The sequence below is a fragment of the Serratia sp. CY47444 genome, from assembly GCF_052168635.1.
Taxonomy (GTDB): domain Bacteria; phylum Pseudomonadota; class Gammaproteobacteria; order Enterobacterales; family Enterobacteriaceae; genus Serratia; species Serratia bockelmannii.
The window spans coordinates 22,298-47,999 of sequence record NZ_JBJNMH010000016.1 but is presented as its reverse complement, the minus strand read 5'-3'; the positions used below and the strand labels follow the sequence as shown (position 1 = coordinate 47,999).

Genomic DNA, 25,702 nt, shown 5'->3' with positions numbered 1-25,702 from the left:
GGCATTTTTATTTAGCAAGGGGACAACATGGACATTACCGCAACCGCCAACGCGCTGTTGCCGCTGCTCGGCGGTAAAGAGAACATCGCCAGCGCCGCCCACTGCGCCACGCGCCTGCGCCTGGTACTGGTGGACGACAGCAAAGTGGATAAAGAGGCCATCGGCAAACTGGACGGCGTCAAAGGCTGCTTCAGCAACGCCGGTCAGATCCAGGTGATCTTCGGCACCGGGCTGGTCAACAAGGTGCATGCGGAATTCATCAAGGCGGCGGGCGTCAGCGAATCCAGCAAGGCCGAAGCCGCCGATATTGCGGCGAAAAAGCTCAACCCGCTGCAGCGCATCGCCCGCCTGCTGTCGAACATCTTCGTGCCGATCATCCCGGCGATCGTCGCTTCCGGCCTGTTGATGGGGCTGCTCGGCATGGTGAAAACCTATGGCTGGGCCGATGCCAACAGCGCGCTGTTCATCATGCTGGATATGTTCAGCTCGGCGGCGTTCATTATCCTGCCGATTCTGATCGGCTTCACCGCCGCACGCGAATTCGGCGGCAACCCCTACCTGGGGGCCACGCTAGGCGGCATTCTGACGCATCCGGCGCTGACCAACGCCTGGGGCGTCGCCGGAGGGTTCCACACCATGAACTTCTTCGGTCTGGACATCGCCATGATCGGCTATCAGGGCACCGTGTTCCCGGTGCTGCTGACGGTGTGGTTCATGAGCGTGCTGGAAAAGCGGCTGCGCAAGGTGATCCCCAACGCGCTCGATCTGATCCTGACGCCGTTCCTGACGGTGGTCATCTCAGGCTTTGTCGCCCTGCTGTTTATCGGCCCCGCCGGCCGGGCGCTGGGCGACGGCATCTCCTTCGTGCTCAGCACGCTGATTGCCCATGCGGGGTGGTTCGCCGGGCTGCTGTTCGGCGGCCTCTATTCCGCTATCGTCATCACCGGCATTCACCACAGTTTCCATGCGGTAGAGGCCGGGTTACTCGGCAACCCCAATATCGGTGTCAACTTCCTGCTGCCGATCTGGTCGATGGCCAACATCGCTCAGGGCGGCGCCTGCCTGGCGGTGTATTTCAAAACCCGCGACGCCAAAATCAAAGCCATCGCGGTGCCTTCCGCCTTTTCCGCCATGCTCGGCATCACTGAGGCTGCGCTGTTTGGTATCAACCTGCGCTTCGTGAAACCCTTCCTGGCAGCGCTGGCGGGCGGTGCGCTCGGCGGCGCCTGGGTGGTGGCCAATCACGTCGGCATGAACGCGGTCGGGCTGACGGCGATCCCTGGCATGGCGATTGTGCAGGCCAGTTCGCTGGTCAGCTATATCATCGGCCTGGCGATCGCGTTTGGCACCGCCTTCATACTCTCCCTCCTGTTGAAATATAAAACGGACGCGCAATGATGGAAGAACTCAGCTTAATCAAACAGGCGATGCAGGCGGTCATGAACGGCCAGCCACGCGCGCTGCGCGATCCGCACCGCCCGGCCTGGCATCTGGCGCCCAGCGTTGGCCTGCTGAACGATCCCAACGGCTTCATCCAGCACAACGGCGTTTATCATCTGTTCTATCAGTGGAATCCGCTGGGCTGCGATCATCGCAACAAGTGCTGGGGACACTGGCAGTCGACCGACTTGCTGCGTTGGGCGCATCAGCCGCTCGCCCTGGCACCAGGTGCCTGTTACGACAGCCACGGCTGTTATTCCGGCTCGGCGGTGGTGGCAGAAGATAAAATCACGCTGATCTACACCGGCAATGTGAAATTCCCCGACGGCTCACGCACTGCCTATCAATGCCTGGCTCAGGAAAGCGATCGGGGCGAATACCGCAAGCTCGGGCCGGTGCTGCCGCTGCCGGACGGCTACAGCGGGCACGTACGCGATCCCAAAGTGTGGCGTCATCAGAATGCGTGGTACATGGTGCTCGGCGCGCGTGACTTGCAGGATCGCGGCAAGGTGCTGCTGCTGCGTTCCAGCGATCTGCGCGCCTGGCAACCGCTGGGCGAGATCGCCGGTTCCGGCCTGCACGACCTGGGTGAATTCGGCTACATGTGGGAGTGCCCGGATCTGTTCTCGCTGGACGACGCCGACGTGTTGATCTGCTGCCCGCAGGGGCTGGCGCCGCAGCCGGAACGCTATCTCAACCGTTATCAGGCCGGCTATCTGCTCGGCGAGCTGGATTATCGGCAGGCGGCCTTCAGCCACGGCGAATTTCGCGAGCTGGACGCCGGCTTCGAGTTCTACGCGCCCCAGACGACGCTGGCGGAAGATGGCCGCCGCCTGCTGTTCGGCTGGATGGGCGTGCCCGAGCAAGATGAAGAAGCCCATCCGACGCGCCGTTACGGCTGGCTCCACACCATGACCTGCCCGCGCGAGCTGTCGCTGCGGCATGGCCGCCTCCACCAGCGCCCGGCGCGCGAGCTGCAACAGCTGCGCGGCGAGCGAGCATGCTGGCAAGGCCGTGCCGATGATGCCCCCGCCTATGCGCTGGGGGCTGCGGAGCTGCAGTTGACGCCGCAGGGCGCGTTCAGCGCCGCGTTTGGCGAGGCAATGACGCTGAACTGGGACGGCGAAAGGCTGCAGCTGACGCGCGCTTCCCTGGCCGACGGCCAGCCGGAGCACCGTTACTGGCGCGGCCCGGTCACACATCTGCAGTTGCTGTTCGATCGTTCCAGCGTGGAGATCTTCATCAACCGCGGCGAGGCGGTGATGAGCGCGCGCTACTTCCCGGCCAGCGAGCCGCAACTGCGGCTGTCCGGAAGCGCGCCGCTGGCGTTGGAATACTGGCCGCTGACGCCATGCATGCTAGAATGACGCATCCTCCGATGACTTCAGATGGCGTCAGTGAAAAAAAATAAACGCATTACCATCAGTGACATCGCCACGCTGGCCGGGGTGTCGAAATCGACCGCCAGCCTGGTGCTGAACGGCCGCAGCAAGGAATATCGGGTGTCCGACGACACCCGCGACCGCGTTCTGGCGCTGGCGCACGAACACCATTATCAGCCCAGCATCCACGCCCGCTCTTTGCGCTCCAACCGCAGCCACACGCTGGGGCTGGTGGTGCCGGAGATGACCAACTACGGCTTTGCGGTGATTTCGCGCGAGCTGGAAACGCTGTGCCGCGAAGCCGGTCTGCAGCTGCTGATCGCCTGCACCGATGAAAACCCGGCGCAGGAGATGATGGCGGTGAACAGTCTGGTACAGCGGCAGGTGGACGGCTTGATCGTCGCCTCCAGCCAGTTGAACGATGCCGAATACCAGAAGATCAACGCCGGGCTACCGGTGGTGCAGATGGACCGCCTGATCGCCGGTTCCGAACTGCCGCTGGTGATCACCGACTCGGTTAATGCGACCGCCGACCTGGTGGAAAAGGTCGCGCGCCAACATCCGGATGAGATCTATTTTCTCGGCGGGCAGCCGCGCATTTCGCCGACCCGCGATCGCCTCGCCGGCTTCCAGCTTGGCCTGGAGCGCGCCGGCATCACGTGCAAACCGGAATGGATCATCAACGGCAGCTACCACCCCAGTTCGGGTTACGAGATGTTCGCTCAGCTGTGCGCACAGCTGGGGCGTCCGCCCAAAGCGCTGTTCACCGCCGCCTGTGGCCTGCTGGAAGGGGTGTTGCGTTATCTGACGCAGCATCAGCTGATGGAGAGCGATATCCACCTGTGCAGCTTCGACGATCACTACCTGTTCGATTGCATGACGCTGAAAATAGATACGGTCGCGCAAGACTGCCGGGCGCTGGCGCAGCATAGCTTCGACCAGGTGACCGCGCTCATCGACGAGCGGCCGCTGGAACAGCATGCGCTTTATCTGCCGGGCCGTATCCACTGGCGTCATGCCGGTTCCCGGGCGTTGTTGGCCGGGGAGTGATATTTCTGAATCAATAAAAAAGGGCGCCTGAGCGCCCTTTATCGTTGTGCTGCCGCTATTTGGCGGCGCCTTCCATGCCCACCAGCCCCACTTTCAGGTAGCCGGCTTTACGCAGGGTGTCCATCACGCTCATCAGCGTTTCATAGTCCACGCTCTTGTCTGCCTGGAAGAAGATGGTGGTTTCTTTGTTCGCCTGAGTGCGTTGATCCAGCACCGAAGTCAACTGATCGGCATTCACCGGCTGATCGCCGACGTAGAGCTGCTTGTCGGCCTTCACCGACAGGAACACCGGTTTTTCCGGCCGCGGCTGCGGTTTGGCGGAGGAGGCCGGCAGATCGACGCGAATATCTACCGTTGCCAGCGGCGCGGCCACCATAAAGATGATCAACAGCACCAACATGACGTCGATAAACGGCGTCACGTTGATTTCATGCAGTTCGCCGCTGTCGTCCAGATCTTCATTTAAGCGCATCGCCATGACTCACCCCGCCCGCAGTTGGTGTGCGTGCTGTGAGCGCTTGGCTTCCGCCGTTGCGGCCAGATCCAGATCGCGGCCCTGCAGCAGCAAGACCTGCGCCGCCACGTCGCCTACCTGGGCGCGATGGCCGCTGATGACGCGGGCGAAGATGTTGTAGATAACGACCGCAGGGATTGCCGCCACCAGGCCCATCGCGGTCGCCAGCAGCGCCTCTGCGATGCCCGGCGCCACGACCGCCAGGTTGGTAGTCTGCGAATGGGCGATGCCGATGAAGCTGTTCATGATGCCCCAGACGGTGCCGAACAGGCCGACGAACGGCGAGATGGCGCCGATGGTGGCCAGGAAGCCGTTGCCGCGGCCCATGTTGCGGCTGTAGGCCGCCACGCGGCGCTCGAGGCGGAAACCGGTACGTTCTTTGATGCCGTTGTTGTCATTGGATTCCGCAGACAACTCCAGCTCATTTTGCGCATCGTTCAGCAAGACAGCACTGACGCTCTCCGGGGAGAAGTTTTGCGCCAGCTCGGAAGCCTCATCCAGCGAACGCGCTTCGGCCAGCGCCAGCTGCTCGCGGCGCAGACGGCGCTTGGCACGCAGCAGTTCGCTGCCTTTGGCGAACAGAATGGTCCAGGTCACGATAGACGCCAGCACCAGGCCGATCATCACCGCTTTCACCACCGCGTCGGCGTGCTGGTACATGCCCCAAATGGACAGGTCCATGCCGCGGGTTTCCGGTGGCTGGATCGTCGGTGCCGGGTTCACCGGCGTGATGCTCTCCGGCGCGGCGGCTGCAGGTGCCGGCGCGGTGGTCGGCGCAACGCTTTCGGTAACGGCCGGATTGGCCGCCGGCGCTGCCTGCGCGCTGCCGGCCAGCCCCACGACCAGCACCATAGAAGCCATCAGGCTGCGGCCAAAGGCCTTGCCCCACTGCGCCCGGCCCTGGCCGAACGATCCTTGATTTAAATTCTTGCCAGCCGTTTTCACGCTGTGCCTCCACCCATTACCGATCAAAATTAAGGAATAATTCAGCGTGCGATCATATCAAACCAACCGGGGATTGATAGTAGTTCTCATTATTATTTACCAAATAAACGCGAAAATTTTAGCCAGCCCCGCGGCAAAGCGCCAATCCGCGCCCGTTCACCGCCAAACGCTCCTTTTATGGGGTTATTTCGTTACTTTTCTCCCACAACGGTGCAACAAGACCACCCTGCCGAACGACGTCTCGACCGATGAATGGGCTTCTCTCTCGCCGCTCGGCAGAAGGATGAGGCGAGAAATGCGCCGCTGACAGCCAATTATAGCCGTTTCTATATCCAGAAGTTAAAACGTCTGGATGGCTATATCAACTCATGCTAACGTAAGGGCTATCGTAAACGGGCACGTGCAGAGCAACCAGAGGTGAGCCAGGTACCATGACGTCAAAACACATCGAAACCACGCTGATCGGCGCCGGCCGCGGCAAACGCTACACCCAGGGCTCCGTCAATCCCGTTACGCAACGCGCCTCTTCCTTGGTCTTCGACTCCGTCGCCGCCAAAAAGCACGCCACTGCGCAACGCGCCCATGGCGAGCTGTTTTACGGCCGACGCGGCACGCTGACCCACTTCGCCCTGCAGGATGCAATGGTGGAACTGGAGGGCGGCGCCGGCTGCGTGCTGTACCCCTGCGGCGCGGCGGCGGTGGCCAATGCGATCCTGTCGTTCGTCGGCGCCGGCGATCACCTGCTGGTCACCGGTTCGGCGTACGAACCGACCCAAGATTTCTGCACTCACATCCTCGGTCGCATGAACGTCAGCACCACCTATTTCGATCCGTTGATCGGCGCCGATATCGCCACGTTGATCCAACCCAATACCCGCGTGGTGTTCCTGGAATCCCCCGGCTCCATCACTCTGGAAGTGCAGGATATCCCGGCGATGGTGCAGGCCATTCGTGCCGTGGCGCCGGAGGTGGTGATCATGATCGACAACACCTGGGCGGCGGGCGTGCTGTTCAAGGCGTTGGATTTCGACATCGACATTTCCATTCAGGCCGGCACCAAATACCTGATCGGCCATTCCGATTACATGCTCGGCACCGCCGTCGCTAACGCGCGCTGTTGGGATCGGCTGCGCGAATACTCCTATTTGATGGGGCAGATGGTGGATGCCGACACCGCCTACATGGCGAGCCGCGGCCTGCGAACCCTGAGCGTGCGCCTGAAACAGCACGAGCGCAGCAGCATCGAAGTCGCCAACTGGCTGGCGGCACGACCGGAGGTGGCGACGGTCAATCACCCGGCCCTGCCCAGCTGCAAGGGCCACGAGTTCTACCGCCGCGACTTCAGCGGCTGCAACGGGCTGTTCTCCTTTGTGCTGAAAGAGCGGCTGGATGATGCACAGCTGGCCGCTTACCTGGACAACTTCAGCCACTTCAGCATGGCCTACTCCTGGGGCGGCTTCGAGTCGCTGATCCTGGCCAATCAGCCGGAAGAGCTGGAAGCCATCCGTCCGGCGGGCGGGGTCGATTTCTCCGGCACGCTGGTGCGCATACACATCGGCCTGGAGAACGTCGAAGACCTGATCGCCGATCTGGCGGCCGGTTTCGATCGCCTCAACGGCGTGCGCTAAGGCGGATTCCGGTAATTTTCTTCGTCTCGTTTAATGTCGGCTTAAGCTATTAGCGGTACACTAACCGGATAACTGTCAGATACGGTAACCGCCGCATCCTGGAGAACGTGACCCCGGGCGCAACCGGCATGCAACAGGACATAAAATGGATGTATTACGAGAGATTATTCATGCGCTTTGGCAGCAGGACTTTATCGCCCTCGCCGATCCTAGCGTGATTTGGGTGGTTTATGCCGTGCTTTTCACCACCCTGTTTTTGGAAAACGGACTGCTGCCCGCCTCCTTCCTCCCCGGCGACAGCCTGCTGCTGCTGTCGGGTGCGCTGATCGCCAAAGGCGTGATGGGCTTTGCCCCCACCCTGTTGATTCTGACCGCCGCCGCCGGCCTCGGCTGTTGGCTGAGCTATATCCAGGGCCGCTGGCTGGGCCACACCGGCCTGGTGAAAGGCTGGCTGCTGCAATTGCCGGCGCAATATCACCAGCGCGCTCATAACCTGTTCAATCGCCACGGGCTGACGGCGCTGCTGATCGGCCGTTTCCTCGGCTTCGTGCGCACGCTGCTGCCGACCATGGCCGGCATTTCCGGGCTCAACAGTTCGCGCTTCCAGGTGTTCAACTGGCTGAGTGCGGCGATCTGGGTCTGCGCGCTGGTCGGCCTCGGCTACGCGTTCAGCCAAATCCCTCTGGTGAAACGCTACGAAAGCCAGGTGATGACCGGCCTGATGCTGCTGCCGCTGTTGCTGCTGTTCGTCGGCCTGCTGGGCGCCATGCTGGTGATCTGGCGTAAAAAGCGCGCCTCCTCCTCCTGAATCCAGGCGCACTACAGCGCCTTCTCGACCAACGCCAGACTGGCGGGCAACTTGCTCACCAGCGTATCCACCGCCAGCCGCACCTTCAGCGGCAGGTGGGGCGTGTGTGGCCATACCGCATGCGCATCAAAGGCGGCGCCGGGCCGATCGCGCAGTAAGCGCACCAGCGCCCCGCTCAACAGCTGCTCACGCACCAGCCAGCACGGCAGCCAGGCGATGCCGAAACCCGCCGTCGCTGCATCCGCAATCGCCTGCAAATCGTCCATCTGTAACCGGTTATTCGGCATCACGTCCTGCGGTTTGCCGTTCTCGTCCAGCACCCGCCAGCTGCGCCGCGCGCCGGCGCGCATATAGGTCACCGCCTCGTGCTGAGCCAGTTGCTCAATGCTGTGCGGTTCGCCGCACCGCTGCAGATAGGCCGGCGAGGCGCACAGCGTCATGCGGTGATCGCCGATACGACGCGCCACCAGCCCGCTGCTGTTGGCCAGCGTGCCGTTACGGATCGCCATATCGAAACCGTCCTCAATCAGATCCACCACCCGATCGCTGAATGACAGCTCCAGCTCCAGGCCAGGGTGCTCACGCGTCAGATCGGTCAGCAACGGCGCAATACACATGCGGCCAAACAGCACCGGCATCGACACCCGCAGCCGGCCGCTGACCTGCCGCTTGCCCGACTCCAGCAACGTTTCCGCGCTGCGGATCTCCTCCAGCGCCCGCAGGCAGCGCTCATAGAACAACGCACCGTCGTCGGTCAGGCTCTGGCTGCGGGTGGTGCGATGAAACAGCCGCACGCCCAGCCGCTGTTCCAGCCGGGCGATGGTTTTCCCTACCGCCGAACGCGACAGGTGCAACCGACTGGCCGCCAACGCAAAACTGCCCGACTCCACGGCGGTGACGAATACCGAAATGCCGCTCAATCGATCGCTCATGATTTGTCGCTCTGAAAGAAACAATCTGCGGAAATCTTATCGCCACTGGCGAACCTCTATCAACGATATTATCGACAGGTCGTTAATCGCTGACTTTGGAGAACATCATGACCGACACGATGCAACGCTGGACGATGGATACCCTGGGGCGTGAACACCTGCAGCTGACCACCGACGCGATCCCGCAGCCGGGGCCACACGAAATCAGAGTGAAAGTGAAGGCGGTAGCGCTCAACTACCGCGACAAAATGATGATTGAAAGCGGCATGGGGCTGACGCTGCCGCAGTCGTTCACCCCCGCCTCTGACATGGCCGGCGAGGTCAACGCCGTCGGGCCCGGCGTCAGCCGGTTCCAACCCGGCGCCCGGGTCATCTCTACCTTCAGCCCCGGCTGGCTCGACGGCCGGCAAAAACCGTACGGCGATGCGCGCCAGGTGCCTTACCACACCCTTGGCGGCTTCTATCAGGGCGTACTGGCGGAATACGTGATTTTGCATGAAGACTGGCTGGTGGCGGCGCCGACGTCGCTGGACGACGCGCAGGCCAGCACCCTGCCGTGCGCCGGGCTGACCGCCTGGTTCGCGCTGGTAGAGCAAGGCAAACTGCATGCCGGCGAGACGGTGCTGGTGCAAGGCACCGGTGGCGTGGCGCTGTTCGCGCTGCAGATCGCCAAAGCGCACGGCGCCGAGGTGTACGTGACCTCCGGCAGCGATGAAAAGCTGGCGCGCGCCCGGGCACTGGGCGCCAGTCACGGCATCAACCGGCTGAACGGCGATTGGGTGGAGGCGGTTTATGCGCTGACGCAGGATCGCGGCATCGACCATGTGATCGACACCGTCGGCGGCCCGAATCTCGGCAACTCAGTACGCGCCGTGGCGGTGGGCGGCCGCATCTCGGTGATCGGCGTGCTGGCGGGCGCCGAGATTTCCGCGCCCGCCGGCCTGCTGCTGCTGAAATCGGCGCAGATGCAGGGCATCGGCGTCGGCCATCGCCGCGCGCTGGAAGATCTGGTGCGCGCCGTGGACGCCGTCAACCTGCAGCCGGTGATCGATCAGGTATACCGCTTCGACCAGCTGCCGCAGGCGTTGGATCATCTCGATCGCGGGCCGTTCGGCAAGATCGTTCTGACCCCGTAAACGCGGCTCAGCCCTCCAGCAGCAGCGGATTGGCATCGCGCAGCCGGGCGACTTCATCGCTCGGCGTCATGCCGAACAGCCGTTTGAATTCACGACTGAACTGCGACGCGCTCTCGTAACCGACGCGGATCGCCGCCGTGCTGGCCTTCAGACCGTCATGCACCATCAACAGGCGCGCCTTATGCAGCCGGTACGATTTCACGTACTGCAGCGGAGAGGTGTTGGTCACCGCCTTGAAGTTATGGTGAAACGCCGACACGCTCATGTTGACCTCGCTGGCCAACTGCTCGACGTTGAGATTGTCGGCATACTGATTTTCTATGCGCCGCAGCGCCTTGGCGATCTGGCTGAAGTGGGTATGCCGATTAACCAGCTCCTGCAGCGACGCACCGCAGGTGCCGCGCAGCACATAGTAGAGGATCTCGCGCACGATCTGCGGCCCCAGCACCCGGGCGTCGAGCGGCTTGGCCATCACGTCCAGCAGGCGTTCAGTGGCACACAGCAGCGCTTCCGTCAGCTCGGCCAGATTTACCCCGTTGCTCTCCGCCCGCGGCTGCATCAGGTAGTCGTCGTCGCCGATGTCGATCAGCAAATCCTGCAGCATTTGGGTATCGATATTGACCGCCAACCCCACCAGCGGCAACTCCGGGCTGGCGAAGGTTTCGCACTCGAACGGCAGCGGCACCGTCATCAGCAGGTAGTTGCGCGGATCGTATTGGAACACCTTGTTGCCGCAATAGCCGACCTTGTGCCCCTGAAAGATGATGACGATCCCCGGTTCGTACATCACCGGTTGGCGCGGGCAGTGGCGATCGACATACAGGATCTTCACCCGCGGCACCGGTGAGGACGTGTAGCCATTGCCGGTGGCGATAGCCATCGCCTGGCGCGCCATGCGGCTGCGCAGCGCATCGATTTCAGTCACGGAAACACCCTCTTACAGTCAGAACGATTCGGCATAAATCATAATTTAAAGCTCTCCATTTCTACAGGCAGTTGTAGAAATAGGCAAGAACCAAACAGGAATGTGCATTGTGCGTTGCCGCCAGGTTCCTGACAATACGGGCCAGACACCTTTGCGCCGCGTTGGCGCCCGCCTGACAGAAAGAGAGAAATCAACCATGCAAAACTTCATTCTGCATACCCCAACCAAAATCCTGTTCGGCAAGGACCAAATTGCCGACGTGGCCGGCCAGATCCCAGCGGACGCACGCATCCTGATCACCTACGGTGGCGGCAGCGTGAAGAAAAACGGCGTGCTGGATCAGGTGTACAGTGCGCTGGCCGGCCGTGACGTGCGTGAGTTCTCCGGCATCGAGCCGAACCCGACCTACGAAACCCTGATGAAAGCGGTCGAGGTGGTGAAAGCGGAAAACATCGATTTCCTGCTGGCGGTCGGCGGCGGTTCGGTGGTTGACGGCACCAAGTTCATCGCCGCCGCGGCCCGTTATACGGCCGACAGCGATGCCTGGCATATTCTGCAGACCGTCGGCAGCCACATCACTGACGCGGTGCCGATGGGCTGCGTGCTGACGCTGCCGGCCACCGGTTCCGAGTCCAACAGCGGCGCGGTGATCACCCGGAAGAGCAGCGGCGACAAACAGCACTTCTTCTCGCCGCTGGTGCAGCCGCGCTTTGCCGTGCTGGATCCGGTCGTGACCTACTCGCTGCCGCCGCGCCAGGTAGCCAACGGCGTGGTCGACGCCTTCGTACACACCCTGGAGCAGTATCTGACCTACCCGGTCGACGCCAAGGTGCAGGATCGCTTCGCCGAAGGCCTGCTGCTGACCCTGCTGGAAGACGGCCCGCGCGCGCTGGCCGAGCCGGAAAACTATGCGGTGCGCGCCAACGTGATGTGGAGCGCTACCATGGCGCTGAACGGCCTGATCGGCGCCGGGGTGCCGCAGGACTGGGCGACCCACATGCTGGGCCATGAACTGACCGCCATGCACGATCTCGACCACGCACAAACGCTGGCCATCGTGCTGCCGGCGCTGCTGCACGAGAAGAAAGCGCAGAAGCGCGAAAAACTTCTGCAGTACGCTGACCGCATCTGGGGCCTGCGCGAAGGCAGCGAAGACAGCCGCATCGACGGCGCCATCGCCGCCACCCGCGCCTTCTTCGAACAGATGGGCGTACCGACCCGCATGGCGGATTATCAGCTCGACGGCAGCAGCATTCCGGCGCTGCTCGACAAGCTGCATCAGCACGGCATGACCGCCCTGGGCGAGCATCAAGACATCACCCTGGACGTCAGCCGCCGCATTTATGAAGCGGCGCGTTAATCGCAAAACGGCGATTTTTTGCTAGGCTTTAGTCTCCGTCAGCCATTTTTCGCCGCATCCGGCGCCCGGCCGATCGCCGGGCGTCGTCGGGCGCCTCAGCGCGCCGCCGATCGTTTCGCACCCCTCGTCTTACCGCTCATTCGCAGGGAGAGCGGGGAGAGAATCGCCCTCCCGCCACCGCTGAAATTAGGCTGGCAAACCCGGCAACCGCCCACTTTGCCAACTAGAATTTATCTATAGCCGTTTCGGTGCCGCAGGCGCCGCAATCCGTACACAAGGAGATGCGCATGACAACGCAACAACCCATCATCAAACTCCACGATGGTAATCTGATGCCGCAGTTGGGTCTCGGCGTTTGGCAGGCGAGTATTGAAGAGACCACCCACGCGGTCAGCAAAGCACTGGAGATCGGTTACCGCTCCATCGACACCGCCGCGATCTACAAGAACGAGGAAGGCGTCGGCGCCGCGCTGCAGTCCAGCGCGCTGCCGCGCAGCGACCTGTTCATCACCACCAAACTGTGGAACGACGATCAGGGCGATCCGCTGGCGGCGCTGGAAACCAGTCTGGAAAAGCTCAAGCTGGACTATGTGGATCTGTATCTGATCCACTGGCCGCGCCCACAGCAGGATCAATACGTCTCCGCCTGGCGCGAGCTGATCAAACTGCGCGAACAAGGCCTGGTGAAAAGCATCGGCGTATGCAACTTCCATACGCCGCACCTGCAGCGTCTGTTGGATGAAACCAACGTGGCGCCGGTCGTCAACCAGATCGAGCTGCACCCGCTGCTGCAACAGCGCCAACTGCGCGCCTGGAACGCTACGCACCATATCGCCACCGAATCCTGGAGCCCGCTGGCGCAGGGCGGTGAAGGGGTATTCGACCAGCCGCTGATCAAGGCCCTGGCCGAGAAATACGAGAAAACCCCGGCGCAAATCGTGGTGCGCTGGCACCTGGACAGCGGTCTTATCGTGATCCCGAAATCCGTCACGCCGTCGCGCATTCGCGAAAACTTCGAGGTGTTTGATTTCAAACTCGATAAGGACGAACTGGGCGAGATCGCCAAGCTGGACGTCGGCAACCGCCTGGGGCCGGATCCGGATACCCTGTAAACCCACGCTCAAGCCCTCTCCCGCCGGAGGGGGCTTTTCCTTCCCACACATTGCTCCTTTGCGCCGCCTGACGTTATGATGACGACGCCGGAGGCTCCGGCCACCGGTTAACGCCGTTAAAAAACAGACAAGCACGGAGCACCATGAAATTCTCTTTCTCACACGGGTCACGGCTGGGCATGCTTTGCATCATGCTGGTGCTGGCGGGTTGCGCCGGCAAGAAACAGCGCGTCAGCTACGATCGCCACGCCTTCGATAGCGCCATCAAAGACGCCGCCAGCGAATACGGCGTGGACGCCAAGCTGATCACCGCCATGATCCAGGTGGAGTCCGGCTTCAACCCTTCCGCAGTGAGCAGATCCAATGCGATCGGCCTGATGCAGCTGAAAGCCGATACCGCCGGCTGCGATGCCTACCGCTACAAAGGCAAACGCGGCTGCCCGGACGACGATGACCTGCGGGATCCCGACACCAATATCGATCTCGGCGCCGCCTATCTGGCCACCTTGCAAAAACAACAGCTTAAAGGGATCGCCAATCCCGTCACGCTGCGCTACGCCACCATCATCGCCTACGTCAACGGCACCGGCGCGCTGCTGCGCACCTTCTCCAGCAACCGCCAGCAGGCGATCGCGATGATCAACAACCTGTCGCCAGAAGCCTTTAACTGGCACGTGCGCAAATACCATCCCGCACCGCAGGCGCCGCGCCATTTGATGAAAGTGGAAGCCGCTTACGAACGGTTGTAATTAGCTAAAGTAAAAAGGAGAACCCGGGGGTTCTCCTTTTTGTTTGCGCACGCGGCGTGGTCGTTACGGCTTGGCCTTGCGAATCGGCTTGCGCGGCGGCCGGTTGGACGGCGTGCGCTGCCGATTAATATCGGTATGTTTGGTCAGCGCCGGCCGGGTGTGGCGCTGCAGCCGTTTCGCCTCGCGCTGCTCGTCGATGCTCGGCGCCGGCACCAGACACTCGCGGCGGCTGCCGATCAGGTGCTTCAGCCCCATCTCTTCCAGCGCGGTGCGGATCAGCGCCCAGTTGGCCGGATCGTGGTAACGCAGCAGCGCCTTATGCAGGCGACGCTGGCGCTCGCCGCGCGGCACCACCACGTCTTCGCTCTTGTACCCCACCTTGCTCAGCGGGTTTTTGCCGCTGTAATACATGGTGGTGGAGTTGGCCATCGGCGAAGGATAGAAGTTCTGCACCTGATCGAGGCGGAAACGGTTCTTCTTCAGCCACAGCGCCAGGTTCACCATGTCTTCATCGCGGGTGCCCGGGTGCGACGAGATGAAGTACGGGATCAGGTACTGCTCTTTGCCCGCCTGCTTCGAATAGTGATCAAACAGCTGTTTGAAGCGATCGTAGCTGCCCATGCCCGGTTTCATCATTTTCGACAGCGGACCTTCTTCGGTGTGCTCCGGCGCGATCTTCAGGTAGCCGCCGACGTGGTGGGTCGCCAGTTCCTTGATATAGCGTGGATCTTCCACCGCCAGATCGTAACGTACCCCGGAGGCGATCAGGATCTTCTTGATGCCCTCCAGCGAACGCGCGCGGCGGTAAAGCTTGATGGTCGGCTCGTGGTTAGTGTCCATATAAGTGCAGATCTCCGGATACACGCACGAGGCGCGGCGGCAGGTCTGCTCGGCGCGCGGGTTAGTGCAGCGCAGCATGTACATGTTGGCGGTCGGGCCGCCCAGATCGGAGATCACGCCGGTAAAGCCCGGCACCTTGTCGCGGATCTCTTCGATTTCGCGAACGATCGAATCTTCCGAACGGCTCTGGATGATGCGCCCTTCATGCTCGGTGATCGAACAGAACGAACAGCCGCCGTAGCAACCGCGCATGATGTTCACCGAGAAACGGATCATGTCATAGGCCGGAATGCGATCCTGGCCATAGGACGGGTGCGGCACACGCTGATAAGGCAGGGCAAAGACGCTGTCCATCTCCGGCGTGGTCAGCGGGATCGCCGGCGGGTTGATCCACACGTAGCGGTCACCGTGTTTCTGCATCAGCGCGCGGGCGCAGCCTGGGTTGGTTTCATGGTGCAAAATGCGCGAGGTGTGCGCATACAGCACCTTGTCGCCCTTCACTTTCTCAAAGGACGGCAGCAGCACGTAGGTCTTCTCCCACGGCTTCGGCTTGGCGGCGCGCACCGTGACAGGCTTGGCTTCCGGCTCTTTCGGTTTGGCGCCGTCGGCGCACGGCAGATCCTCGCCGTACGGGTTCGGGATAGGTTCGATGCGGCCCGGCTTGTCGAGGCGGGTGGAATCCACGCCGCTCCAGCCCGGCAGCGCTTCTTTGCGCATCACCGCGGTATTGCGAATATCGTGGATATCGCCGATTTTCTCGCCGGCGGCCAGACGGTGCGCCACTTCCACCAGCGGGCGTTCGCCGTTGCCGTAGATCAGCATGTCGGCTTTGGAGTCCACCAGCACCGAACGGCGCACGGTATCCGACCAATAATCGTAGTGGGCGATGCGGCGCAGGCTGGCTTCGATGCCGCCCAACACGATCGGCACGTCTTTATAGGCTTCTTTGCAGCGCTGGCTGTAGACCAGGGTGGCGCGATCCGGGCGTTTGCCGCCGACGTTGCCGGCGGTGTAAGCATCGTCGTGGCGCAGTTTGCGATCGGCGGTATAGCGGTTGATCATCGAGTCCATGTTGCCGGCGGTGATGCCGAAGAACAGGTTCGGTTTCCCCAACCGCATGAAGTCTTCTTTGTTGCTCCAGTCCGGCTGCGCGATGATGCCGACGCGGAAGCCCTGCGCTTCCAGCATACGGCCGATGATCGCCATGCCGAAGCTCGGGTGGTCGACATAGGCGTCGCCGCTGATGATGATCACGTCGCAGCTGTCCCAGCCCAGTTGATCCATCTCGGCTCGCGACATCGGTAAAAACGGCGCGGTGCCATAACATTCCGCCCAATAAGGCTTATAGGAAAACAGTTCACGATCGGGTTGGATCAGGCTGGTGGTGCTCATTCTGCCGCTCTTTTTACAGGTTAATTAATCGCCGGGCGGCGATTATACGCACTAGTGACAAAAAGAGCATGGTTATTTCGCTAACCATTCACCTCGAATTCATAAACATCGCTGCGGCACAAGATATCACTGTACTCCAATGCCTCGCCCCGGGCGTTGCGGCTGGTCTGGATGATGTGCAACAACGGCGCGCCGCACGGTACGTTGAGCAGTTCGGCAACCTCGTCGCTGCAGGATACCGCCTTCAACAGAAAGTGTTTATCTTCAGGCACGATGCCGCGCGATTGCCATAGCGCATACAGCGAATGTTCCAGCTGCCCCGGTTCTGGCAGGAAGCGCTGCGGTATATAGGTAGTTTCCAGCGAGACCGGGCTGCCGTTCAGCAAGCGCAACCGCCGCAGTTTAATCACCTCGTCTCCCTCCGCCAGCCCCAGCGCCGCCGCGGCCTTGGCCGGTGCGCCGACCCGGGTGCGCAGCAGCCATCGATTGCTGACGCGGCTGCCGTGGCGCAGCGCCTGAGCGGTGAAACCGCTGTCCTTATCGAGGGAATAACCAATGTGCATCGCCACGCGGGTACCAACGCCCTGCTGCCGAGAAATCAGCCCCTTCTCCTCCAGCAGCTTCATCGCCTTGCTGACGGTGACGCGCGACAGCGCCAGGCCTTCCGCCATCTGCCGTTCCGGCGGCAAAAACGCCTCCGCCGCCAACACCTGCTGCCTGATTGCAGTTTCTATCGCCGTCGCCAGCTGAATATAACGCGGCGCTACCGCCCCCTGCGCCAGATGGCCACGCAGCCAGGCCATAAAATCCGTCATTCGCCCGCCCTCCTGCTTATGCCATTTGTCTGAATTTCATTTTTATCCTATCGCCTGTCCAGCGATAAGCCCCTCACCTTAACTAAAATATCGCTAATGTTTTCAGAGTGGCATCACAATTTTTGCCTAATGGACTTTCATTGGATCTAGATCGCGCGTAATCTGTGCTTATTGATGTTGATACATCAATAGCACCAACACCAGGGACCCACTTTAAAAACAATAAAAAACCCGCTGCCAGCCCTAAAGGATACCCTTGATGGCCGGCAGCGGGCATATACTGCCAGCACAAACGGCCGATAATAAGCAACGGAGCTAATGGATAGCTTGCTCACGGCTCATAGCCGCGTCACAGGATCCTATCGCGTGAGCGAACCGGACTGATGTCGGCAAATAGAAACGTACCCGCTTCGCCAACCCCCGCTGCAGACCCACTCTTTGGCTACACTCATTGGCGCCGTGCGGCCGACGTGCCTCACCCGATAAGGCGGATACCGCCCTCATTTTGACAGACCTGGCGGTCTCAGCCGCTACACACTGCGCGGAATCGGCGTCGTCCCCCGACAACGGGATAGCCGGCCTCAACCGCGCCAACGGAATCGATTTTCAGTCAACTGCGGCGGCCCTCGCGGCCCTGCGCAACAGGGATCATTTGCTATGACCGATATCAATCGCAATGAAGCATGGAAGGTAGAAAGCACCGGTATCGACCGGGTGCCGGACGCGGAGCAGACCGGCAAGCCCATCGAGCTGTTTTGGATCTGGTCGGCGGCCAATATCGGCATCCTCGGCGTAGTGTACGGCGCCATCATCGTCGGCTTCGGCTTATCTTTTCTGCAATCGGTGCTCGCCGCGCTGGTCGGCGTCGCCAGCTTCGTGCTGGTCGGCCTCACCAGCTTCGCCGGCAAGCGCGGGCGCACCTCTACGCTGACGCTGTCGCGGGTGATTTTCGGGCTGAAGGGCAACGTGGCGCCCACCCTGTTCAGTTGGATCAACCTGATGGGCTGGGAAGCGGTCAACGTGATCACCGGCACCCTGACGCTGGCGGCGCTGTTCGAGGCCTTCGGGTTGGGGGCCAGCCACCTGCTGACCGCGCTCAGCCTATTGTTGTTCGGCGGGCTCACTGTCGTCGTCAGCCTGCTGGGGCAAAATACCGTGGTCTGGATGCAAAGCTGGTTCAGCCGCATCTTCGGCACCATGACGCTGATCGTGGTGCTCTATATCCTGTTCAACACCGAATGGAGCCAGGTGCTGGCGCTGCCTTCCGGCAGCTGGTTGACCGGCTTCCTGCCGGCGGTATCGGTGATCGCCGCCGGCACCGGCATCAGTTGGGCGATCGCCGGCGCCGATTACAGCCGCTATCAAAGCCCGAGCTCGTCGAGCAAAGGCATTTTCGCCGCGGTGATGGGCGGTGCCTGTTTGCCGCTAATGCTGCTGATGCTGGCCGGTATTCTGCTTTCCGTGCAGCTGCCCGATCTGGCCAGCGCCGCCAACCCCATCGCGCTGATTGGCTCGGTGCTGCCCGCCTGGATGGCGATCCCTTATCTGCTAGCCGCCACCGCCGGCATCGTCACCATCGCGGTGCTCAGCCTGTATTCCGCCAGCCTTAATCTGCTGACCATCGGCGTGCAGGTCAAACAGTGGTTGGCGGTATCGATCGACGCGGTCGTGGTGCTGGGCATCGCCCTGTATGTGCTGTTCATCTCCGGCGACTTTATGGGGCCGTTCATCTCCTTCCTGGTCTTCTGCGGGGTGTTCCTGGCGGCCTGGGAGGCGATTTTCCTGCTCGATTACCTGTGCCTGCGCCGTCGCCACGGGTATGATGGCAACGCTTTGTACGGCCTGCATGGCCAGAACCGCGGCGTGCGCAAAGCCCCGCTGTTTTGCTGGTTCCTCGGCGCCCTGTGCGGCCTGCTGGTCACTAAAACTGGTTTTATCGACGGCCCGCTGGCCAAAGGCTTGTTTGCCGATTCCAGCCTGGGGCTGTTTGTGTCGTTTGCGGTGAGTCTGATCGCTTACGGTCTGTACCTGACCCAACGCAGAGAACATCAATGAGTGAGTGGGAAGCTGTAACACCTGTCCTGGTGATTGGGGGCGCGGTCGGCGATCTGGTGATGACGCTGCCCCGCCTGCCGACCAGCGGCGAAGATATCGAAGCCCAGCCGCAGGCGCGGCAAATCGGCGGTTGCGCGTTCAACGTGGCGCGCGCGCTGACGCGCCTTGAAGTGCCGGTGATTAACGGCATGCCGGTTGGCAACGGCGAATGGGGCGCGGCTGTCGAAGCCGCCATGGGCGAACTGGGGCTGGAGGTGCTGTTGCGCCATGGCCAGATGGACAATGGCTGGTGCCTGGCGCTGGTGGAGCCGAACGGCGAACGCACCTTCATCACGGTTTCCGGTTGCGAAAGCCAATGGAATAAAGCGCAGCTGGCCACGCTGCCGCTGACGGAACACACCCTGATCTACGCCAGCGGCTATGAGCTGGCGGGCGAAAACGGCGAAGCGCTGCGCGAGTGGCTGACGCGCATGCCGTTCGACCAACCGCGTCTGATCGATCCCGGCCCGCGCATCGCCCAGCTCAGCGAAGATTTCTTCGCTATGCTCAGCGACAGCCACACCCTGCTGACGCTCAACCGCGACGAAGTGGCCGCACTGTGCGGCGCCGGCGACGCGGTGGATGCCGCGCAGCGCTACGCCGCCGCCCGTAACCTGACGTTGATCTGCCGCCTGGATCGCGACGGCGCGTGGATCTGTGACGGCCGCACGCCGCCGCTGCACATTCCCGCCTATCCGGTGGACGTGGTCGATACCATAGGCGCGGGCGATGCCCACTGCGCCGGTTTGCTGGCGGGGCTGTCCGCCGGCTGGCCGCTGCCGCGGGCGGTCGATCTGGCCAACCGGGTCGCCGCCTGCGTGGTGGCCAGCCTCGGCGCCGCCAATCCGCCGGACCGGCATCACCTGCAACAGCGCTTCCCGCAGGCCTGACGTTTCAGGGCGCCGCCATCCAGCGCCCTCAGCCTTACTGCGCCGCCGCCGCCGCACTCTCCTGCGGCGAGTGGCGATAGTTGAAGCTCAACGCGAACACAATCCCCAGTACCAGTGTATACAGCGCAAACACCAGCCAGATGCTCTGCCAGTCTTTCACGCCGTCATGACTGAAGAAATCCACCACTTCGCCGCTGGCGAGCGCACCCACATAGGCGCCCAACCCGTTCACCATGGTCATGAACAGCCCCTGCGCGCTGGCGCGGATGCGGTGATCGGCCTCTTTCTCGACGAAGATGGCGCCGGAGATATTAAAGAAGTCGAACGCACAGCCGTAGACGATCATCGACAGCAGCAGCAGAACGAAACCAAAGCCGACCGGCGTGCCGTACGCCAGGAACAGGAAACGCAGCGTCCAGGCCGCCATGCTGATCAACATCACCTGCTTGATGCCGTAACGGCGCAGGAAGAAGGGAATGGTGAGGATAAAGAACACTTCGGAGATCTGCGACAGCGACAGCAGCACCGCCGGATACCGGACGCTGAGGCTGTCCTGATACAGCGGATTGAGCGACAGATCGTGCAGAAACGGGTTACCGAAAGTATTGGTTATCTGCAGCGCCGCGCCAAGCAACATGGCGAACAGGAAAAACAGCGCCATGCGCCGCTGGCGGAACAACACCAGCGCATCCAGCCCCAGCACGCTCACCCAGCTCTTCGACTCGGCCGCGCGGTTGGTCGGGCAGCGCGGCAGCGTCAGCGAATAGGCAGACAACAGCAGCGACGCCGCAGAAGCCAGATACAGCTGCAGATTGCTGAGCTCGATACGGCTGAAGCCGACCAACCACATCGCCAGAATGAATCCCACGGTGCCGTACACCCGCACCGGCGGAAAGTCCCTCACCGTGTCAAAGCCGTGCTTCTCCAGGCAAAAATAGGAAATGGCGTTGGAGAGCGCGATGGTCGGCATATAGACCATGGCATTGAACAGCATCACCCAGAACATCAGCATCGGTTGCTCGACCTGCGCCGCGCAGTACAGCGCCAGCGCCCCGAACAGGTGGCAAAGCGCATACAGGTAGTTGGCCTTCATCCACCGATCGGCGATGATGCCCGCCAGCCCCGGCATGATCAGCGCGGCGATGCCTTTGGCGCTGTAGACCATCCCCACCTGCATGCCGCTGAAATGCAGCGTGTTGATCATGTAGGAGCCCAGCGTCACCAGCCAGGCGCCCCAGATAAAGAACTGCAGGAAAATCATGATTTTTAATCGTGTTTTTATCGCCATCGCCATCACCTTGTTATTATGCTTTCAACGATGATTGGTGCAGCGGGCCCCCTGCAGCCCGCCGCCGGTTTGCTTGCGGTGTTACAGCGTTTTGAACAGCTCGCGGATAAGGCGCATGAAATCGTCCGCCGCCAGCGCCGCGCAGCTGAGCGTTTGTTCATGGGAGAGCGGCGTGTCCGACAACCCTTCGGCGTAGTTGGTCATCGCGGACACCACCAACACCTTGAGACCGCAGTGGCGCGCCGTCAGGACTTCCGGCACGATCGACATGCCCACCACGTCGCAGCCCAGGGTCTGCATCATGCGGATCTCCGCCGGCGTTTCGAAATTCGGCCCGGTGTAGGCGGCGAATACCCCTTCCGCCAGCGGGATGCCCGCGCTTTCGGCCACCGCCGCCAGTTGGGCGCGCAGATCGCGATCGTAGGCGTTCGCCAGACTGAAGAAGCGCGGCCCGAAGCGCTCGTCGTTGGCGCCGACCAGCGGCGATTCCGGCATGAAGTTGATGTGATCGGTAATGGCCACCAGGCTGCCCGGCGCCACCGAGCGGCGCAGCGAACCGGCGGCGTTGGTCGCCAGCAGGAATTCGCAGCCCAGCAGTTTGAAGGTGCGCACTGCGGTGGTCATCACCTGCATGCCGCGCCCTTCATAGAAATGACCGCGCCCTTTCATGCACAATACCGGCACGCCCTCCAGCTTGCCGGCGACCAGTTGCCCGGCGTGGCCGGCGACGCCGCTCACCGGGAAACCCGGCAGCTCCGCATAGTCGAGGGTGACGGTTTCGGTCATCACCTCCGCCAAAGCGCCGAGCCCGGAGCCGAGAATCAAGGCCGCTTTCGGCTGGAAGCCCGGCAAACGGGTGCGGACGACATCGGCGCAGGTAAAAGCATCTTCTTGATTAAACATCGTATTCTCTCTTTCAGCGGGGGATAATAATCCCCATAGTAGAGAGCGAGGCGCGGCCGAGACCAATACATTCTTGGCGGCCGATTTATTCCATTTACCTATAAGTTGAGCTGCGTCACAGGAGGCGTTACCCCGGATGAACCCGCCCCAAGCCCTGCCCGATCCCGGCCGGATTAACTTCCGCCTGCTGCACTATTTCCGCGTGGTGGCGGAAGAGATGAACTTCACCCAAGCGGCGCGACGGCTGAATATGTCACAGCCGCCGCTCAGCAAGCACATCAAGGATCTGGAAAGCCAACTCGGGGTGGTGCTGTTCAAACGCACCACCCGCTCCATGACGCTGACGCCGGCCGGCCGCACGCTGCTGCGCAACGTCGAGCGACTGCTGGATCAGGCCGACAGCGCGCTGCATCAGGTGCAACAGATGGGGCGTGGCGAAGGCGGCCATATGGTGGTCGGTATGGTCGGCACCTCGGCCTGGGGCGGGCTGATCGCGGCGCTGCGGCGATTCAGCGAGCGGAGCGCCGGCGTCACCTGGTCGTTGAACGAGCTGACGCCCAGCCAGCAAATCATCGCGCTGCAAAAGCGGCATATCGACATCGGGGTCTGGCGAGAGGCACAGCAACAGACGCTGCCGGGGTTGACCTGCCAACGGTTGGCAAGCGAAAGCATCGCCGTGGTGCTGCCGCTTGATCATCCGCTGGCGCAGCAGGAAAACATTCCGCTGGCGGCGCTGCAGAACGATAGCTTCATCGTGCTGCCGCCGCATGAGGCCAGCCTGGGGCTGTATCTGCACAATCTGTGCCTGCAGCAGGGATTTTTGCCGGACGTCGCTTATCAGGTTAACGAGCCGCAAACCCTGCTGGCGCTGGTGGCGGAAGGCTGCGGCATTACGCTGCTGCCGGACAGCTACGGCCGCATTCCGTGGCCCGGCGTACGCTTTTGCTCGCTGCAACAGGCGCCGCCGGCGGATCTGTACGCGGTTTACCGCGCAGACAGCGTCACGCCGGTGGTGCAGGCCTTCCTGGAGATGCTGCGGGCGCCCTAAGCGGCCCGCAGAGCGGGTTACATTGTCGGCTGCACCATCAGCTGGCCGGCGGTGCCGCGATCGGCCATCTCCAGCGTCTGGCTGTAATACAGGAACGGGAAGTGTTCGGAGGTAGGTTGGTTGAAATACACCAACAGCTCGACGTCGCCATCGACCCAGACGGTGTCCTTCCAGCCGCGATCTTCCGCCATCGGCTGCGCGCCGTTGACGCGTTTGATCAGGAACTGCACGCCCTGAATATGGAACGACTGCGGCGTATCCGCATGAATGTTCCAACGTTCCCAGGTGCCTTGCTGTGCCTGTACGTCGATGCGGTTCATGTCCCAAATCGCGCCGTTGATGCCGGCGCCGCCGTCGCCCAGGCGGAAATCGCGGGTGCGGCTGGCGCTGCCGTCCAACAGCTGATCCGCCAGCAGGCGCATCGGCAAGTTGTCGGTCACCAGCGGCAGCAGGCCGGTCGGGCGCAGCGTCAGCACCTGGGTGGACACCAGAATGCTCGACGGCTCGAACAGGCCGCGCAGGCGATCCATGATGCCCGCCGCTTCACCGGCGGTGATGGTCACCTCCTCGCCCTTCGACATGTCGATCAGCACTTCCCGGCGTTCGCCCGGCGCCAGCGAAAGCTGTTGCACCGCGACCGGCGCAGGCAAGAAGCCCTGATCGCTGGCGATCACGTTGAACGGCCGCCCGTCGCTGAGCTGCAGGGTATAACGCCGCGCGTTGGAGGCATTTAGAAGGCGCAAACGCACCCAGCCGCGCGATACGTCGACATACGGGTTTTGCGCGCCGTTAACCAACAGCGTATCGCCGACGAAGCCGCCCTCCGACGGCGCGTCGTATTGTGGCGTGCCGAAGTTATCGAAGCGTTTGTCTTGAATGATCAACGGGAAATCGTCGACGCCATAGTGGTTGGGCAGCGGCAGCGCTTTGCTGACGGCATCCTCCACCAGCCACAGCCCGGCCAACCCGTTGTAAACGTGCGGCGCCATACGGTTTGGGGTGTTGGCGTGGTACCAGCAGGTAGCCGCCGCCTGACGGATGGGCAGCACCGGCGACCAGTCGACGTTGGGCGACATCATGCGCGGCGCACCGCCCATCAGGGTGCCCGGCACCTGCAGACCGCTGATGGTCATCGCCACCGGCTCCTGCAGACGGTTGCTGTAAATCAATTTGACGTCGTCACCGCTGTAAACCCGCACCGTCGGCCCCAGGTACATGCCGTTGATGCCCCACACCGCCGCTTTGCGGTTATCCATAAACGCCCAGTGGGCGCGCTGCAAGGTCAGGAACAGCGGCTGACCGCGGCGAGACTCCAGCAGCGGAGGAATAGGTAACGGGGTCTGCGTTCCGCTCGCTTCAGCCCTCAGCGGCACGGCGCCCGCGCACAGCGCCAGGCCCGATGCCTGTAAAAACTGACGTCGACTGAGTGACATATCTTCTCCATGAAAAGCAATAACTAAACCGTGTGCAAAACCCAAACGCCCGCCAATCAAGATTAGCAGGCGTTCAGGCGTTAACGGCGCTGAACGCCAATTAAAACCTTATTCTTTGAAGCCGGTAGACTCTTATTTTTTGGCGGCGTTGCGCTGGGCGACTTCAGCGTCCAATTCGGCGATTTTCGCCTCCATCAGCTCGCGGCAATGGGCCGCCAGCTCGCGCACGTTTTCTTTGCCGTATTTGCTGGTATCCACCGGCGCCAACATCTCGACGATCACATGCCCGTTATTCCAGCGATTAAGATTTATATTACCGCTGGTGGTGGATACACAGATCGGTACAATCGGCACGCCGGCGGCGATGGCCGCGTGGAACGCGCCGGTTTTAAACGGCATCAGCCCACGGCCACGGCTGCGGGTTCCTTCCGGGAACATCCAGATAGAAATGTCTTTCTTTTTGAACTGCTCCGCCACCTGGGCGATGGTGCCGTGCGCCTTGGCGCGATTATCACGATCTATCAGCAGATTACCGGTCAGCCAATACAGCGGGCCGAAAAACGGGATCCATACCAGACTTTTTTTACCGACGGTCACGGTGCGCGGCTGCACAATATTAGAAGCCGTCACCATGTCGTAGTTATTTTGGTGGTTGGCGATATAGATGCACTTGCCGTTGTTGGCCGCATCGGCCGGCACACGGGTTTCAACCTTGATGCCGAACAGCGTCGACAGGCGGCCGAAAAGATGGCCGAAGGTCGCCACATGGCGGGGGTTGCGCGGGCTGAACAAGCAATAAATAGAACCGAAAATACACACCAGAATACAGAAGAGAGTGGCGAGAACGGCACGCAAAATCAATAACATAACAACCTCATTAGCACACTGCCAACGCAGTTTACTTCGCTGCGCAGATTCCTTTACTCATTATTTGCCGGCCGGGCGATAAGCACGCCCATGTCGCCCGCATTTCTCGCTATTTTCCTGCCAGGCGGCAGTACGCACAATAATTTTATGC

The 25,702-nt window shown here is 61.8% G+C and carries 22 protein-coding genes; 12 read left to right on the top strand and 10 right to left on the bottom strand.

Features of this window, described 5'->3' with window-relative positions; translation table 11 throughout:
• Positions 1-27: 27 nt before the first annotated feature.
• Genes ACJ8IL_RS18885 through ACJ8IL_RS18875 form a run of 3 tightly spaced genes read left to right on the top strand, consistent with a single transcriptional unit; the run spans position 28 to position 3,872 of the window.
• Positions 28-1,398 carry a sucrose-specific PTS transporter subunit IIBC gene (locus ACJ8IL_RS18885; protein WP_197811693.1) on the top strand — a complete coding sequence of 457 codons (1,371 nt, stop codon included), beginning with the start codon at positions 28-30 and terminating at the stop codon, positions 1,396-1,398.
• Positions 1,398-2,807: a glycoside hydrolase family 32 protein gene (locus tag ACJ8IL_RS18880; RefSeq protein WP_442516759.1), complete on the top strand. Its 1,410-nt coding sequence runs from the start codon at positions 1,398-1,400 to the stop codon at positions 2,805-2,807. Before ACJ8IL_RS18885 ends, ACJ8IL_RS18880 begins: the two co-directional genes overlap by 1 nt.
• 21 nt (positions 2,808-2,828) lie before the next feature.
• Positions 2,829-3,872, top strand: coding sequence for a substrate-binding domain-containing protein (locus ACJ8IL_RS18875; RefSeq protein WP_025304281.1), 1,044 nt, complete (start codon positions 2,829-2,831; stop codon positions 3,870-3,872).
• 55 nt (positions 3,873-3,927) lie between these two features.
• Here the strand turns inward: ACJ8IL_RS18875 and exbD are convergent, their stop codons facing one another.
• Together exbD and exbB are read right to left on the bottom strand one after the other, a co-directional pair.
• A complete protein-coding gene (exbD, locus tag ACJ8IL_RS18870) occupies positions 3,928-4,350 on the bottom strand; it encodes a TonB system transport protein ExbD (RefSeq protein WP_004937307.1) in 423 nt (140 codons plus the stop codon).
• A 3-nt stretch (positions 4,351-4,353) separates the two neighbouring features.
• On the bottom strand, positions 4,354-5,331 hold the full coding sequence (gene exbB / locus ACJ8IL_RS18865) for a tol-pal system-associated acyl-CoA thioesterase (protein ID WP_072269874.1): 978 nt from the start codon (positions 5,329-5,331) through the stop codon (positions 4,354-4,356).
• 431 nt (positions 5,332-5,762) lie between these two features.
• On the opposite strand from exbB, the gene metC reads away from it, so the two are divergent.
• A complete protein-coding gene (gene metC / locus ACJ8IL_RS18860; RefSeq protein ID WP_060434572.1) occupies positions 5,763-6,959 on the top strand; it encodes a cystathionine beta-lyase in 1,197 nt (398 codons plus the stop codon).
• Between the two features lie 145 nt (positions 6,960-7,104).
• Entirely contained in the window at positions 7,105-7,767 is a 663-nt protein-coding gene (locus ACJ8IL_RS18855; protein WP_025304285.1) for a DedA family protein, read from the top strand.
• A gap of 11 nt (positions 7,768-7,778) precedes the next feature.
• Here ACJ8IL_RS18855 and ACJ8IL_RS18850 read toward each other — a convergent pair whose 3' ends face one another.
• Positions 7,779-8,699 carry a LysR substrate-binding domain-containing protein gene (locus ACJ8IL_RS18850; RefSeq protein WP_435967885.1) on the bottom strand — a complete coding sequence of 307 codons (921 nt, stop codon included), beginning with the start codon at positions 8,697-8,699 and terminating at the stop codon, positions 7,779-7,781.
• 107 nt (positions 8,700-8,806) lie between these two features.
• Between ACJ8IL_RS18850 and ACJ8IL_RS18845 the strand changes: the two genes are divergently transcribed.
• Entirely contained in the window at positions 8,807-9,835 is a 1,029-nt protein-coding gene (locus ACJ8IL_RS18845; RefSeq protein ID WP_197769517.1) for a zinc-binding dehydrogenase, read from the top strand.
• A gap of 7 nt (positions 9,836-9,842) precedes the next feature.
• Here ACJ8IL_RS18845 and ACJ8IL_RS18840 read toward each other — a convergent pair whose 3' ends face one another.
• Entirely contained in the window at positions 9,843-10,730 is an 888-nt protein-coding gene (locus tag ACJ8IL_RS18840) for an AraC family transcriptional regulator (protein WP_212637121.1), read from the bottom strand.
• A gap of 226 nt (positions 10,731-10,956) precedes the next feature.
• Here ACJ8IL_RS18840 and yqhD point away from each other — a divergent pair, with 226 nt between their 5' ends.
• From yqhD to ACJ8IL_RS18825, 3 genes are all read left to right on the top strand, one after another.
• On the top strand, positions 10,957-12,120 hold the full coding sequence (gene yqhD, locus ACJ8IL_RS18835) for an alcohol dehydrogenase (RefSeq protein WP_060434573.1): 1,164 nt from the start codon (positions 10,957-10,959) through the stop codon (positions 12,118-12,120).
• A gap of 287 nt (positions 12,121-12,407) precedes the next feature.
• Positions 12,408-13,232 carry a 2,5-didehydrogluconate reductase DkgA gene (gene dkgA / locus ACJ8IL_RS18830; protein ID WP_046687817.1) on the top strand — a complete coding sequence of 275 codons (825 nt, stop codon included), beginning with the start codon at positions 12,408-12,410 and terminating at the stop codon, positions 13,230-13,232.
• A 143-nt stretch (positions 13,233-13,375) separates the two neighbouring features.
• Positions 13,376-13,981, top strand: a complete 606-nt coding sequence (locus ACJ8IL_RS18825; protein ID WP_025304291.1) for a transglycosylase SLT domain-containing protein — start codon at positions 13,376-13,378, stop codon at positions 13,979-13,981.
• A 63-nt stretch (positions 13,982-14,044) separates the two neighbouring features.
• On the opposite strand, the gene ACJ8IL_RS18820 is transcribed toward ACJ8IL_RS18825, so the two are convergent.
• Positions 14,045-16,213 carry a YgiQ family radical SAM protein gene (locus tag ACJ8IL_RS18820; RefSeq protein WP_025304292.1) on the bottom strand — a complete coding sequence of 723 codons (2,169 nt, stop codon included), beginning with the start codon at positions 16,211-16,213 and terminating at the stop codon, positions 14,045-14,047.
• Between the two features lie 80 nt (positions 16,214-16,293).
• A complete protein-coding gene (locus ACJ8IL_RS18815) occupies positions 16,294-17,028 on the bottom strand; it encodes a GntR family transcriptional regulator (protein WP_442516733.1) in 735 nt (244 codons plus the stop codon).
• Between the two features lie 657 nt (positions 17,029-17,685).
• Here ACJ8IL_RS18815 and ACJ8IL_RS18810 point away from each other — a divergent pair.
• Together ACJ8IL_RS18810 and ACJ8IL_RS18805 are read left to right on the top strand one after the other, a co-directional pair.
• Positions 17,686-19,083 (top strand): purine-cytosine permease family protein, encoded by a 1,398-nt coding sequence (locus tag ACJ8IL_RS18810; RefSeq protein WP_049204426.1) that lies wholly within the window; start codon positions 17,686-17,688, stop codon positions 19,081-19,083.
• Positions 19,080-20,012 (top strand): PfkB family carbohydrate kinase, encoded by a 933-nt coding sequence (locus ACJ8IL_RS18805; protein ID WP_173888584.1) that lies wholly within the window; start codon positions 19,080-19,082, stop codon positions 20,010-20,012. Before ACJ8IL_RS18810 ends, ACJ8IL_RS18805 begins: the two co-directional genes overlap by 4 nt.
• Positions 20,013-20,046: 34 nt before the next feature.
• Here ACJ8IL_RS18805 and ACJ8IL_RS18800 read toward each other — a convergent pair whose 3' ends face one another.
• A complete protein-coding gene (locus ACJ8IL_RS18800) occupies positions 20,047-21,300 on the bottom strand; it encodes a nucleoside permease (RefSeq protein ID WP_435967887.1) in 1,254 nt (417 codons plus the stop codon).
• A gap of 81 nt (positions 21,301-21,381) precedes the next feature.
• Positions 21,382-22,203: a xanthosine phosphorylase gene (gene xapA, locus ACJ8IL_RS18795; RefSeq protein WP_142591165.1), complete on the bottom strand. Its 822-nt coding sequence runs from the start codon at positions 22,201-22,203 to the stop codon at positions 21,382-21,384.
• A 136-nt stretch (positions 22,204-22,339) separates the two neighbouring features.
• Between xapA and ACJ8IL_RS18790 the strand changes: the two genes are divergently transcribed.
• On the top strand, positions 22,340-23,251 hold the full coding sequence (locus ACJ8IL_RS18790) for a LysR family transcriptional regulator (RefSeq protein ID WP_043142098.1): 912 nt from the start codon (positions 22,340-22,342) through the stop codon (positions 23,249-23,251).
• Between the two features lie 17 nt (positions 23,252-23,268).
• Here ACJ8IL_RS18790 and ftsP read toward each other — a convergent pair whose 3' ends face one another.
• Entirely contained in the window at positions 23,269-24,684 is a 1,416-nt protein-coding gene (gene ftsP / locus ACJ8IL_RS18785; RefSeq protein WP_148123765.1) for a cell division protein FtsP, read from the bottom strand.
• Positions 24,685-24,816: 132 nt separating this feature from the next.
• The gene (locus tag ACJ8IL_RS18780; RefSeq protein WP_025304300.1) at positions 24,817-25,551 is read right to left on the bottom strand and encodes a 1-acylglycerol-3-phosphate O-acyltransferase; all 735 of its coding nucleotides are present in this window, start codon (positions 25,549-25,551) and stop codon (positions 24,817-24,819) included.
• Between the last annotated feature and the right edge of the window lie 151 nt (positions 25,552-25,702).

Excerpts from the sequence above, each read along its gene's own strand:
- ACJ8IL_RS18875 (WP_025304281.1), top strand. The coding sequence starts at position 2,829 with ATGGCGTCAGTGAAAAAAAATAAACGCATTACCATCAGTGACATCGCC.
- ACJ8IL_RS18825 (WP_025304291.1), top strand. The coding sequence starts at position 13,376 with ATGAAATTCTCTTTCTCACACGGGTCACGGCTGGGCATGCTTTGCATC.
- ACJ8IL_RS18880 (WP_442516759.1), top strand. The coding sequence starts at position 1,398 with ATGGAAGAACTCAGCTTAATCAAACAGGCGATGCAGGCGGTCATGAAC.
- ACJ8IL_RS18845 (WP_197769517.1), top strand. The coding sequence starts at position 8,807 with ATGACCGACACGATGCAACGCTGGACGATGGATACCCTGGGGCGTGAA.
- ACJ8IL_RS18805 (WP_173888584.1), top strand. The coding sequence starts at position 19,080 with ATGAGTGAGTGGGAAGCTGTAACACCTGTCCTGGTGATTGGGGGCGCG.
- yqhD (WP_060434573.1), top strand. The coding sequence starts at position 10,957 with ATGCAAAACTTCATTCTGCATACCCCAACCAAAATCCTGTTCGGCAAG.
- ACJ8IL_RS18790 (WP_043142098.1), top strand. The coding sequence starts at position 22,340 with ATGAACCCGCCCCAAGCCCTGCCCGATCCCGGCCGGATTAACTTCCGC.
- dkgA (WP_046687817.1), top strand. The coding sequence starts at position 12,408 with ATGACAACGCAACAACCCATCATCAAACTCCACGATGGTAATCTGATG.
- ACJ8IL_RS18820 (WP_025304292.1), bottom strand. The coding sequence starts at position 16,213 with ATGAGCACCACCAGCCTGATCCAACCCGATCGTGAACTGTTTTCCTAT.
- ACJ8IL_RS18840 (WP_212637121.1), bottom strand. The coding sequence starts at position 10,730 with ATGGCGCGCCAGGCGATGGCTATCGCCACCGGCAATGGCTACACGTCC.
- ACJ8IL_RS18780 (WP_025304300.1), bottom strand. The coding sequence starts at position 25,551 with ATGTTATTGATTTTGCGTGCCGTTCTCGCCACTCTCTTCTGTATTCTG.
- ACJ8IL_RS18810 (WP_049204426.1), top strand. The coding sequence starts at position 17,686 with ATGACCGATATCAATCGCAATGAAGCATGGAAGGTAGAAAGCACCGGT.
- metC (WP_060434572.1), top strand. The coding sequence starts at position 5,763 with ATGACGTCAAAACACATCGAAACCACGCTGATCGGCGCCGGCCGCGGC.
- ftsP (WP_148123765.1), bottom strand. The coding sequence starts at position 24,684 with ATGTCACTCAGTCGACGTCAGTTTTTACAGGCATCGGGCCTGGCGCTG.
- ACJ8IL_RS18855 (WP_025304285.1), top strand. The coding sequence starts at position 7,105 with ATGGATGTATTACGAGAGATTATTCATGCGCTTTGGCAGCAGGACTTT.
- xapA (WP_142591165.1), bottom strand. The coding sequence starts at position 22,203 with ATGTTTAATCAAGAAGATGCTTTTACCTGCGCCGATGTCGTCCGCACC.
- ACJ8IL_RS18800 (WP_435967887.1), bottom strand. The coding sequence starts at position 21,300 with ATGGCGATAAAAACACGATTAAAAATCATGATTTTCCTGCAGTTCTTT.
- ACJ8IL_RS18885 (WP_197811693.1), top strand. The coding sequence starts at position 28 with ATGGACATTACCGCAACCGCCAACGCGCTGTTGCCGCTGCTCGGCGGT.
- ACJ8IL_RS18850 (WP_435967885.1), bottom strand. The coding sequence starts at position 8,699 with ATGAGCGATCGATTGAGCGGCATTTCGGTATTCGTCACCGCCGTGGAG.
- ACJ8IL_RS18815 (WP_442516733.1), bottom strand. The coding sequence starts at position 17,028 with ATGACGGATTTTATGGCCTGGCTGCGTGGCCATCTGGCGCAGGGGGCG.
- exbD (WP_004937307.1), bottom strand. The coding sequence starts at position 4,350 with ATGGCGATGCGCTTAAATGAAGATCTGGACGACAGCGGCGAACTGCAT.